Raw genomic sequence first — 11,673 nt, forward strand, 5'->3', positions numbered from 1 at the left:
CACCCTCGACCACCGACAAGGCTCGCAGCGCAAGCTGCGGGCCCCAAGGTGCTGGCTCTTTGATATGAACCCGTGAGCTAAGGATCCTCATTCCAGGATTTCGGAAGCCGCACGAGCCAGCAAAAAGCCCGGCGCGGAGCCGGGCTTTCGAAAGCTTCAAGAGAAGGCGGATCACTGCACCAGGCGAGGGCCGCCGGTGACCGGGTTCTCGTTCTCGGCCAGGATGCCCAGGCGCCGAGCGACCTCGGAATAGGCCTCCACCAGCCCGCCCATGTCCCGACGGAACCGGTCCTTGTCGAGCTTGTCCTTGGACTTGATGTCCCAGAGGCGGCAGGAATCCGGGGAGATCTCGTCGGCGACGACGATGCGCATCATCTCGCCTTCCCAGAGACGGCCGGTCTCGAGCTTGAAGTCGACGAGACGGATGCCGACGCCGAGGAAGAGACCCGACAGGAAGTCGTTGACCCGGATGGCGAGCGCCATGATGTCGTCGATCTCCTGGGGCGAGGCCCAGCCGAAAGCGGTGATGTGCTCCTCCGACACCATGGGGTCGTTGAGAGCGTCGTTCTTGTAATAGAATTCAATGATCGACCGGGGCAGCTGCGTGCCCTCCTCGATGCCGAGGCGGGTGGCCAGCGACCCCGCCGCCACGTTCCTCACCACCACCTCGAGGGGGATGATCTCCACCTCGCGAATCAGCTGCTCGCGCATGTTCAGGCGGCGGATGAAATGGGTCGGGATGCCGATATCGTTCAGATGCTGGAAAAGGTATTCCGAGATCCGGTTGTTGAGTACGCCCTTGCCGTCGATCACTTCATGCTTCTTGGCATTGAAGGCGGTCGCGTCATCCTTGAAGTGCTGGATGAGCGTACCGGGTTCCGGGCCCTCATAGAGGACCTTCGCCTTGCCCTCATAGATGCGACGGCGACGATTCATAGGCGTGTACCGTGGTTTGAGAAAATCCATTTGCCGTGGCTCCTGGGAATGTTCATTTTTTAGATCCGCGGCTGGCGTTAAGCGCGGCTGTTCACCGGCGCTCCGCTTGAAGGGGCAACCTATCCGATCCCTCGGACAAGCACAACGCGGGGAGATGGGCCGCAATTCTGCAACCTGCTGAAAGCACCATTGGAAAGATGGGGAGTGACTGGCCGTAGCGCGAGTGCGCCCTTATATCGCATTCAGGGAAGCCAGGGAGGACGGCTGATGACCCTCTTCAACGAGCGTGAGGAAGCCTTCGAAAAGCAGTTCGCCCTCGACCAGGACCTCCGGTTCAAGGCCACGGCGCGTCGCAACAAGCTTCTCGGCCTCTGGGTCGCTGACCGCTTGGGCAAGTCCGGCGCCGATGTGCAAGCCTACGCCAAGAGCCTCGTTCTCGCGGATTTCCACGAGCCGGGGAACGCGGACGTCCTGCGCAAGGTCCGCCAGGATCTCGATGCCGCAGGACAATCGGTTTCGGACACCGAGATCAATCTCAAACTTCAGCAATTGACGGCTCAGGCCATCGAGGCGATCAAAGCGGGGCAGTGACGGCGGAGCGCCGGAGAACAACCCGAGCAAAAAGGGGCATCATGCCGACCCAACCAACGTTTCCCGAGCGGCTGAAAGCCGGTTCTTCCGTTCTGACGGCCTGGTGCGGTATCCCGGACCCCTCCGTGGCCGGCCTTCTGGCCCACGAAGACTTCGATGCCGTCGTCATGGACCTGCAGCACGGCTCCATCGACTTCGCGGCCGCGCTCCAGGCGGTGCCGTTGATCGCAGCCGCGGGAAAACCCGCCCTCGTCCGCATCCCGGTAGGCGATTTCGCCTCCGCGTCGCGCTTTCTGGATGCGGGGGTGTCGGGCGTGATCGCACCGATGATCAACACCATTGAGGATGCCAAGCGCTTCGCCGGCTTCACGAAGTTCCCGCCCGTCGGGGAGCGGAGCTGGGGCGCCTACGGGGCCTTGTCCCTGACCAGGCTGGAGCCCGGCGCCTATCTGCAGCAGGCCAATGACCTGACCGTCTCCTTCGCCATGGTGGAGACCCGTGAGGCCCTCGCCATCATCGACGACATCCTGGCGGTGCCGGGGATCGACGGCATCTTCATCGGCCCTTCGGACCTCTCGATCGCTCTCTCGGGCGGAAAGAGCGTCAATCCCGCCGGCGCCGAGGTCGAGAAGGCCCTCGACCATGCGCTCGCCCGCGTGAAGGCCGCGGGCAAGGTCGCGGCCATTTACGCTGCGTCGGGAGCGCGGGCGGCGGAATTGTCGGCCAAGGGCTTCCACATGGTTTCCATCGGCAGCGATATCTCCATGCTCATGGCCGGGGCCCATGCGGCTCTCGCAGCCGCTCGGCGTTAGATCCGTCCAGGCCGCAAGGGCGCCATCGTAAGGGCGTCATACGGGAGCGCCCTCCCGGGATTTGATCTTACGGTAATAGGCCCAGAGCATCTTGGCCGCGACGCCTCGCCAGGGGCGCCAGTTCTCGGCCAGGGCGCTCAGGGTCTTGGCATCCGGCCGTTGCTCCAGTCCGTAGGCGAGGCGGGCCGCTTCCTGCACGGCCAGATCGCCGCTCGGGAAGGCGTCCGGATGTCCGAGGCAGAAAAGCAGGTACACATCGGCCGTCCAGGGGCCGATCCCCTTCACCCGGGTGAGGAGATCGTGGGCCTCCTCGGCCGGGCGGTTCTGCAGCTCGTCGAGAGGAAGCCTGCCCTCGGCAATGTCCGCCGCCAGGGCCCGCAGGGTTCTGACCTTCCCGGCCGAAAGCCCGGCCGTTCGCAGGGCCTCATCGGAGAGGCGCAGAAAGACGTCAGGCGTCGGAGGTTCGAGGACTTGGCGCAGGCGGTTCCAGATGGCGGTGGCGCTGGCGGTGGAAACCTGCTGGCCCACGACGATCCAGGCGAGCCCCTCGAAACCGGGCGGCCGCCTGCGCAGTTGCGGCGTGATCCCGCTCTCGGCCAGCTTCGCCATCACCGGGTCCGCCAGTGCCAGCTCGCTCAGGCCCCTCTTGAGAACCGCGTCCGTTTCGAGGAGGGTGGCCATTCCTACACGTTCCTTGTTCGCAGGCTCCCGTGACGAAGCCGGTTTTTCGATTCGCTCCCAGCCCCAACGGACGGCTTCATCTGGGCCATGCCTTTTCCGCCCTGCTCAACGCCGACTTCGCCCGCCGCTTCGGCGGTCGCTTCCTCCTGCGCATCGAGGATATCGATATCACACGTTGCCGGCCCGAGTTCGAGGCCGCCATCTATGACGACCTCGCCTGGCTCGGCCTCCACTGGGAGGAGCCGGTCCGTCGGCAATCGGAGCACTTTGCCGATTACCACGTTGCCTTCCAGGAACTGAAGGGGAGGGGAGGGGTCTATCCGTGCTTCTGCACCCGCAAGGACATCGCCGAGACGATTGCCTGCCGGGAGGCGGAGAGCGGCGAGGCCTGGCCTCGCGATCCCGACGGCGCGCCGCTTTATCCGGGCACCTGCCGGGCCATGCCTGCCGCCGAGGCCGAGCGCCGGATCGCGGCCGGCGAGCCTCATGCCTGGCGTCTCCACATGGCGGCGCTGGAGCAGCTTGTGCCGGGGCCGCTCCGGTTCCGGCGCTTCGACCGGGAGGGGCGTGAGGATACGGTCACCGCGCAGCCCCGGCGCTGGGGCGATGCGGTGATCGTGCGCAAGGAAATCCCGACGAGCTATCATCTTTCCGTCGTCGTGGACGATGCGCTCCAGGGCGTCACCCATGTGGTCCGCGGCCAGGACCTCGAGGCTGCGACCGACCTCCACGTCCTGCTCCAGGCGCTGCTGGACCTGCCGACGCCCCGCTATCACCACCACGGACTTCTGCGCGATCCGGAAGGCGACAAGCTGGCGAAGAGCCGCCGGTCGAAATCCTTGGACGAATTCCGGGCCGAAGGAGCGACGCCGCAGGCCATATGGCGGCGGCTCGGGTTCGAACCTTAGGGCGTCGGACGTAAAAGTGGGAACCGGCTTTGCGGGTAAGGAGGCGGCAGGGGATTAGCCGACGCCCAGCACGGAGAGCCAGACCAGGGTCGTGCCCAGGGCCAGGAATGTCGACAGGGTGATGGCGCTGGAGGCGAGAGCGACGCCCTCCCCATACCGTTCGGCGAAGAGATAGGCGTTGATGCCCGAAGGGCAGGAGGCGAAGAGCACCGCAACGCCGGCCCAGACCGGCGGCATGTTGAAGACCTGGGTGGCGAGCAGCAGCACCAGCAAGGGATGCACGACGAGCTTGAGGACCGAGATCACGGTCGGCAGCTTCCAGCCCGTCTGCAGTCCGTAGCGGCGCAGGGCGATCCCCATGGAGATCAGCGCGCAGGGAACCGCCGCGCTCGCCAGGAGATCCATGACCTGCCACGCCGGGGCCGGCACATAGGCGGCCATCGGGCGACAGGCCGATCCGGCCAGGATCCCGACAACGATGGGATGGGTGAGGAGGCGGCGCAGGATCACCAGGGGAGAGGCTCGGCGCCCCTCAGCCAAGATGGTCGCCAGGGTCATCGTGACCGGGAGATGAACCGCGATCAGGAGAAAGAGCGGAACGGCGCCCTCGTCCCCATAGGCCTTGAGGATCATCGGGACGCCGACGAAGACGGTGTTCGCCTGACCGGCCGAGAACCCGGCGACGACGCCGGACACGCCCTTGATGCCGAAGAAGCGCCCGCCGATCATCGTGGCCAGGAGCCAGACGACGCCCACACCGACGAAGTACGAGATCCAGTAGCCCCAGGGCTGGACCGCCGGGATCTCGGCTCGGACGAGAGTGCGGAAGATCAGGCAGGGCAGGGATAGGGTAAAGACGAATTCGGACAGGCCCTCGCCGGCCCGTTCGGAGATGAACCCTGTCTGGCGCGCGACATACCCGATGCCGATCAAGCCGAAGACCGGCAGCACGATCGCGAAAAGCTCAAGCATGCGCTCTATCGCAACTCCGCTCGCTGCGAGAGCGCTGCGGAGGCGACGCTGTGGGACATCAATTCGTCGACCTGTTCGCGCTGGCGCTTGAAGTCCACCAGCCCGCGGCCTTCGAGCTCCCGTCCGCGCGGGAGGCGGATCTTGAGAGGATCGACGAAGCTGCCGTTGATGAGCACCTCGTAATGGAGGTGAGGGCCGGTCGACAGGCCCGTGCTGCCCAGGTAGCCGATGACCTGACCCTGCCGGACCCTGGTGCCCTGCGCCATGTTCTTGGCAAAGCCCGACATGTGGGAATAGGTCGTCACGTAGCCGTTGGCGTGCTGGATCTCGATGTGGCGCCCGTAGCCTGACTTCCAGTCGGCAAAGCGGATGGTGCCATTGCCGGCGGCAAGGATCGGGGTGCCGACCTTGTTGGCCCAGTCGATGCCCGTATGCGGCCGCGAATAGCCCAGGATCGGGTGGAACCTCGACCCGAACCCGGAGCGCAGAATGCCGTCCGAGATGGGCTTGCGGATCAGGAATTTCTTGAGGGAGCGGCCGGATTCGTCGAAGAAATCGACCGTGCCGTCCTCGCCCTGGTAGCGGTAGACGCGACGCGCTTCCCCTCCCACGGTGAGCGAGGCATAGAGGATCTCGGGCGTGCCGTTCTCGTCGTCCGAGCCATAGAAGACCTCGAAGGAATCGCCCTGCGAGACACGGCGCTGGAAATCGACATCGTAGCCGAAGATCCGCACCAGCTCGTCCACGCTCTCACGGGGGAGTTCGTTCTTGAGCGCCGTCTCGTAGAGGCTCTCGTAGAGCCGCACGCCGCCGCGCCCGTCATCCTCCTCCTCGTCCTCCGAGGCCTCGGCCACCTGTCGGTTCCGCTCGTCGGCCGGGGGCGTCACGGACACGAAGACGCCGCGGTCGTTGGTGGCGGCGATCCCTTCGATGCCCCGTTCTCCAAGCGTGATTACGCGCACGATCTGCCTGGGATCCCCGAGACGAGGGCCAGGCGCGATGAGGATGCGCAGTCTCTGGCCTTCGCCCAGCCCGTCGACCTTGATCCGGGCCGCCAGGGCCGATGTGATCGCGGCGATCTGCTCGGGAGTACCACCGTAGCTGCGCAGAACCGTCTCGAGGGTTTCGCCCTTCCTGAGCACCACCTCGCGCTCTTCGAAAAGGGGCGTCGTGGTCCGCTGCTCGACCTTGGGAAGATCGGTCACGTTCTCGGGGACGACCCGGACCTCGATCGTGCTGAAGGGAGCGTCGACGACGCGAGCATAGCCGAGGGCGTCGCCCAGTCCGTCCGGCTGCCGAAGGGTCCGGCCCAGCATCTGCTGGGCAGGGATCGGCACCGAGGTCCGGCGCCCGGCCTCGTTGAAGACCCGCCGCTCCTCTTCCAAAATCGCGAGCACGTCGCCATCCGTGAGAGAAGGGGCGCTCGCCGCGATCGCCACCATGGCAAGGTCGCGCCGAAGGACCGATACATCGGCGTCGGCGACCTCCGGGGTCGGCTCGATGCGCTGCTCGTCCATCCCCTCGGCGAAGAGACGCATGGGGTTGAAGGGCGGAATGTCGGCTGCATAGGTCCCCGCGGTCAGGGAGAGATTCGTGGCAACCCGCACGAAGTTGCGCACCTTGATCGCCTCGCGCTCGCCGACGCGCATCGTCATCGGGGCCTTGAAGCTCTGTCGGGCCGAGGAGGTCAGCTCCGTCATGTTGAGCCGGTCGGCCTTGCGGGCCACGTTCGAGGACCGCTCCTCGTCGAGTGTGGGAGAGGACCGGGACCCCAGAGCCGCGCGCTCCGGGGGAAGGGCGGTGACGGCTGCGCCTTGGAGGGCCACATGGATAGAAGCGCCGATCAGGACCGCACCCGTAACGCCGGTCAGGACGCTGGCGCCGAGCCAGCGCAGGTTCACCTCCCTCTTGTCGACCTCCGGCGCCACGCTCCCGCTGGTGCTGAGCGGCGGCTCATGTCCGAGATCGATGCCGGACGACAGACGCGAGGGGTCCTTTCGGAACCCCTTGGCATGGCCGTCATCGGGAGGAAGGTGACTCATATATCTCTGTCTGATGTCGATGCGGTGGGTTGCTGTCACAGACACTAGAGGCCATCTAGCACAAGAGACGACAACCGCACATACCAATAGATAAGCTTAGTCGGCACGCCAACTCTCCGGCGAAGGAGGTTTCGTAGAGAGCGCCTTCGCGGCCCTGCTTCATTCCGCACTGTGACCGCAGTGAGGCAGCGGCGAAAAAACCTGTGCGGCAGGACGACAGCCGTCGAAATTCGCCCGCCTGTCAAAAAAGTTTCACAAGCACGTTGACAGGCGAAACGGGTTCGGCCTATATACCGCCCATCGACGCCGCCGCTGACGCGAACGGCGCCCAGATCTTCCTCAGAAACCGGGCTGTTGTGCCCGACTTCGGTCGGGAACAAGCGCTGTTCTGCGGAGGTCTGTTTTTATCGGTGGCATCGAAAGATGTCTTGCTCTTTGACATTGTTGAGAGGGAAGAGAAGCGTAGGCGGCGGTGTCCTTGCGCCGATCCTTTGGGATCGGGGATGACATTGACCGGATCTATGCTTTGGTGAGTACACCGCTCCGGGGTGACCCGGAGTGAGAGGTGCTCTGTCAATTTGCGTAGTGAAGTCTTGATCATACTTTCAACTTGAGAGTTTGATCCTGGCTCAGAACGAACGCTGGCGGCAGGCTTAACACATGCAAGTCGAACGGGCCCTTCGGGGTCAGTGGCAGACGGGTGAGTAACGCGTGGGAACGTGCCCTTCAGTTCGGGATAACCCAGGGAAACTTGGGCTAATACCGGATACGTGCGAGAGCAGAAAGATTTATCGCTGAAGGATCGGCCCGCGTCTGATTAGCTGGTTGGTGGGGTAATGGCCCACCAAGGCGACGATCAGTAGCTGGTCTGAGAGGATGATCAGCCACATTGGGACTGAGACACGGCCCAAACTCCTACGGGAGGCAGCAGTGGGGAATATTGGACAATGGGCGCAAGCCTGATCCAGCCATGCCGCGTGAGTGATGACGGCCTTAGGGTTGTAAAGCTCTTTCGCACGCGACGATAATGACGGTAGCGTGAGAAGAAGCCCCGGCTAACTTCGTGCCAGCAGCCGCGGTAATACGAAGGGGGCTAGCGTTGTTCGGAATCACTGGGCGTAAAGGGCGCGTAGGCGGCTTTGTAAGTCGGGGGTGAAAGCCTGTGGCTCAACCACAGAATTGCCTTCGATACTGCATGGCTTGAGACCGGAAGAGGTTAGTGGAACTGCGAGTGTAGAGGTGAAATTCGTAGATATTCGCAAGAACACCAGTGGCGAAGGCGGCTGACTGGTCCGGATCTGACGCTGAGGCGCGAAAGCGTGGGGAGCAAACAGGATTAGATACCCTGGTAGTCCACGCCGTAAACGATGAATGCCAGCCGTTGGCGAGCTTGCTCGTCAGTGGCGCAGCTAACGCTTTAAGCATTCCGCCTGGGGAGTACGGTCGCAAGATTAAAACTCAAAGGAATTGACGGGGGCCCGCACAAGCGGTGGAGCATGTGGTTTAATTCGAAGCAACGCGCAGAACCTTACCAGCCTTTGACATGTCCCGTATGAGGAGTGGAGACACCCCTCTTCAGTTCGGCTGGCGGGAACACAGGTGCTGCATGGCTGTCGTCAGCTCGTGTCGTGAGATGTTGGGTTAAGTCCCGCAACGAGCGCAACCCTCGCCCCTAGTTGCCATCATTGAGTTGGGCACTCTAGGGGGACTGCCGGTGATAAGCCGCGAGGAAGGTGGGGATGACGTCAAGTCCTCATGGCCCTTACGGGCTGGGCTACACACGTGCTACAATGGCGGTGACAAAGGGCAGCGAACCCGCGAGGGGGAGCTAATCCTCAAAAGCCGTCTCAGTTCGGATTGCACTCTGCAACTCGAGTGCATGAAGGCGGAATCGCTAGTAATCGTGGATCAGAACGCCACGGTGAATACGTTCCCGGGCCTTGTACACACCGCCCGTCACACCATGGGAGTTGGTCTTACCCGACGGCGCTGCGCCAACCGCAAGGAGGCAGGCGACCACGGTAGGGTCAGCGACTGGGGTGAAGTCGTAACAAGGTAGCCGTAGGGGAACCTGCGGCTGGATCACCTCCTTTCTAAGGATGTTCTCTTACGAAGTGGCGTCATGCTGCTTCTATCGGAACACTTGGAACACAAGAGCTTCAGTCAGAAGCTCACTATGCGGGACGCTGCCGTCTTCGCTTCTCTTCTCAATTCCGGATACATCGGTCGCAGCAGGTGCTGCGGCTGGGGCCTGTAGCTCAGGTGGTTAGAGCGCACCCCTGATAAGGGTGAGGTCGGACGTTCGAGTCGTCCCAGGCCCACCATTTTGGGAAGCCTCAAGCGCCGGCGGCAACGTCCGTTGCCTTGGCTGCTCCGCGCATCAGCGCGGGCGCCCGGTCGGGCTTGCGACGCTGACGCGTCGATCCTGCACCACTTCTTGCGAAGGCCGACCGGCCGCCGCGCCCGATGGCGCGGATAGCCAAAGGGACTTAACGTCCCTGCCGGCGTCTGAGGCCAAGCAAAAAACGGGGCCTTAGCTCAGCTGGGAGAGCGGTAGCTTTGCAAGCTTCAGGTCGTCGGTTCGATCCCGACAGGCTCCACCATTTTACTGTATCCGGATGTCAAAGGAATTCGTGTTCCCTGCTGTGCGGGCGAGCGCGGATGTTTGAAATCGTAAAGAGGCAGCATCTTCGACCAGCGGACTTTCCTAGTTCCGCGAACCAGCCCCGGCCCGCAGCCGGGAGCGTCGGAGATGCTTGGCAAGCAAAATATGACTTCGCAGCAATGCGAGGTCAGGTCTTTCTTGAGATCCGTGTCCGGCTTTTGCCGGGCGGACATGGATCATGAGAGTAATCAAGTGTCGTAAGAGCATCTGGTGGATGCCTTGGCGCTGAGAGGCGATGAAGGACGTGGTACGCTGCGATAAGCCTTGGGGAGCTGCGAACGAGCTTTGATCCAGGGATCTCCGAATGGGGAAACCCCCCTTCGACCCTTTGTATTGTGACGGCATCCGAGAGAGCGATCTTGGGGGTGGCGTTGCACTACGGAGGGTCAGATGAAGGGATTAGATCCTGAATACATAGGGGTTTAAGGCGAACCCGGGGAACTGAAACATCTAAGTACCCGGAGGAAAGGACATCAAACGAGACTCCGTTAGTAGTGGCGAGCGAACGCGGACCAGGCCAATGCCAACCTGATCGTCACCGGAACCGTCTGGAAAGTCGGGCATGACGGGTGATAGCCCCGTACGGAACAGCGTGATGGTTGGATATGAGTAGGGCGGGACACGTGCAATCCTGTCTGAACATGGGGGGACCACCCTCCAAGCCTAAGTACTCCTCAGCGACCGATAGTGAACCAGTACCGTGAGGGAAAGGTGAAAAGCACCCCGACGAGGGGAGTGAAACAGTTCCTGAAACCGGATGCTTACAAACAGTCGGAGCCCAAGGTTCGTCCTGGGTGACGGCGTACCTTTTGTATAATGGGTCAGCGACTTAAAGTAACGAGCAAGCTTAAGCCGATAGGTGGAGGCGCAGCGAAAGCGAGTCTGAACAGGGCGTTTTTTAGTTCGTTGCTTTAGACCCGAAACCGGGTGATCTAGCCATGAGCAGGTTGAAGGTGCGGTAACACGCACTGGAGGACCGAACCGGTGCCTGTTGAAAAAGTCTCGGATGACTTGTGGCTAGGGGTGAAAGGCCAATCAAACTCGGAAATAGCTGGTTCTCCGCGAAAGCTATTTAGGTAGCGCCTCGCGTGAATCCCCCAGGGGGTAGAGCACTGGATGGGCTAGGGCCGCCCACAGCGGTACCAAACCTAACCAAACTCCGAATACCTGGGAGGAGTGCGCGGGAGACACACGGCGGGTGCTAACGTCCGTCGTGGAGAGGGAAACAACCCTGACCTACAGCTAAGGCCCCCAATTCGTGGCTAAGTGGGAAAGGATGTGGGAATCCCAAAACAACCAGGAGGTTGGCTTAGAAGCAGCCATCCTTTAAAGAAAGCGTAACAGCTCACTGGTCTAAACAAGGGTTCCTGCGCCGAAAATGTAACGGGGCTCAAGCCACGAGCCGAAGCTTAGGGTGCATCGCAAGATGCGCGGTAGCGGAGCGTTCCGTAAGTCTGCGAAGGCGGACCCGTGAGGGCTGCTGGAGATATCGGAAGTGCGAATGCTGACATGAGTAACGACAAACAGTGTGAAAGACACTGTCGCCGAAAGTCCAAGGGTTCCTGCGTAAAGTTAATCTTCGCAGGGTTAGCCGGCCCCTAAGGCGAGGCCGAAAGGCGTAGTCGATGGGAAGCACGCTTAATATTCGTGCGCCAGTGAGAGGTGACGGATCCTTATCGTCGTTCGAGCTTATCGGATTGCTCGGGCGGCTTCCGGGTCCCAGGAAATAGCCCTCACATCAGACCGTACCCGAAACCGACACAGGTGGACTGGTAGAGTATACCAAGGCGCTTGAGAGAACTATGTTGAAGGAACTCGGCAATTTACCTCCGTAACTTCGGGATAAGGAGGCCTTCCGTTTGGGCAACCAGGCGGGAGGGGCACAGACTAGGGGGTGGCGACTGTTTACCTAAAACACAGGACTCTGCGAAGTCGCGAGACGACGTATAGGGTCTGACGCCTGCCCGGTGCCGGAAGGTTAAGAGGAGAGGTTCACGCTTTGAATCGAAGCCCCGGTAAACGGCGGCCGTAACTATAACGGTCCTAAGGTAGCGAAATTCCTTGTC

The 11,673-nt window shown here is 62.2% G+C and carries 7 protein-coding genes, 2 tRNA genes and 2 rRNA genes; 7 read left to right on the forward strand and 4 right to left on the reverse strand.

Annotation, left to right across the window (positions count from 1 at the left end; translation table 11 throughout):
• Positions 1–171: 171 nt before the first annotated feature.
• The gene (gene purC, locus DDF70_RS33080; RefSeq protein WP_036362043.1) at positions 172–966 is read right to left on the reverse strand and encodes a phosphoribosylaminoimidazolesuccinocarboxamide synthase; all 795 of its coding nucleotides are present in this window, start codon (positions 964–966) and stop codon (positions 172–174) included.
• A 237-nt stretch (positions 967–1,203) separates the two neighbouring features.
• On the opposite strand from purC, the gene DDF70_RS33085 reads away from it, so the two are divergent.
• Both DDF70_RS33085 and DDF70_RS33090 read left to right on the forward strand, forming a co-directional pair.
• Entirely contained in the window at positions 1,204–1,527 is a 324-nt protein-coding gene (locus DDF70_RS33085; RefSeq protein ID WP_114948833.1) for a DUF1476 domain-containing protein, read from the forward strand.
• Between the two features lie 41 nt (positions 1,528–1,568).
• Positions 1,569–2,339, forward strand: coding sequence for an HpcH/HpaI aldolase family protein (locus DDF70_RS33090; RefSeq protein ID WP_114948834.1), 771 nt, complete (start codon positions 1,569–1,571; stop codon positions 2,337–2,339).
• A gap of 36 nt (positions 2,340–2,375) precedes the next feature.
• Here DDF70_RS33090 and DDF70_RS33095 read toward each other — a convergent pair whose 3' ends face one another.
• Complete coding sequence (locus tag DDF70_RS33095) at positions 2,376–3,020, reverse strand: DNA-3-methyladenine glycosylase family protein (RefSeq protein WP_114948835.1); 645 nt, start codon at positions 3,018–3,020, stop codon at positions 2,376–2,378.
• A gap of 29 nt (positions 3,021–3,049) precedes the next feature.
• Here DDF70_RS33095 and gluQRS point away from each other — a divergent pair, with 29 nt between their 5' ends.
• Complete coding sequence (gene gluQRS, locus DDF70_RS33100) at positions 3,050–3,928, forward strand: tRNA glutamyl-Q(34) synthetase GluQRS (RefSeq protein WP_114948836.1); 879 nt, start codon at positions 3,050–3,052, stop codon at positions 3,926–3,928.
• A 54-nt stretch (positions 3,929–3,982) separates the two neighbouring features.
• Here the strand turns inward: gluQRS and DDF70_RS33105 are convergent, their stop codons facing one another.
• Together DDF70_RS33105 and DDF70_RS33110 are read right to left on the reverse strand one after the other, a co-directional pair.
• Positions 3,983–4,900: an AEC family transporter gene (locus DDF70_RS33105; protein ID WP_114948837.1), complete on the reverse strand. Its 918-nt coding sequence runs from the start codon at positions 4,898–4,900 to the stop codon at positions 3,983–3,985.
• A 5-nt stretch (positions 4,901–4,905) separates the two neighbouring features.
• Entirely contained in the window at positions 4,906–6,942 is a 2,037-nt protein-coding gene (locus tag DDF70_RS33110) for a M23 family metallopeptidase (RefSeq protein WP_114948838.1), read from the reverse strand.
• Positions 6,943–7,548: 606 nt separating this feature from the next.
• Here DDF70_RS33110 and DDF70_RS33115 point away from each other — a divergent pair.
• From DDF70_RS33115 to DDF70_RS33130, 4 genes are all read left to right on the forward strand, one after another.
• Positions 7,549–9,035: ribosomal RNA gene (locus DDF70_RS33115) — 16S ribosomal RNA — on the forward strand.
• A gap of 154 nt (positions 9,036–9,189) precedes the next feature.
• Positions 9,190–9,266 (forward strand) — tRNA-Ile (locus DDF70_RS33120).
• Positions 9,267–9,469: 203 nt separating this feature from the next.
• Positions 9,470–9,545: transfer RNA gene (locus DDF70_RS33125), tRNA-Ala, on the forward strand.
• Between the two features lie 248 nt (positions 9,546–9,793).
• Positions 9,794–11,673 (forward strand): 23S ribosomal RNA (locus tag DDF70_RS33130); the annotation flags it as partial.

Origin of the sequence: Microvirga calopogonii, assembly GCF_003347665.1 — a bacterium.
Classification (GTDB): Bacteria; Pseudomonadota; Alphaproteobacteria; order Rhizobiales; family Beijerinckiaceae; genus Microvirga; species Microvirga calopogonii.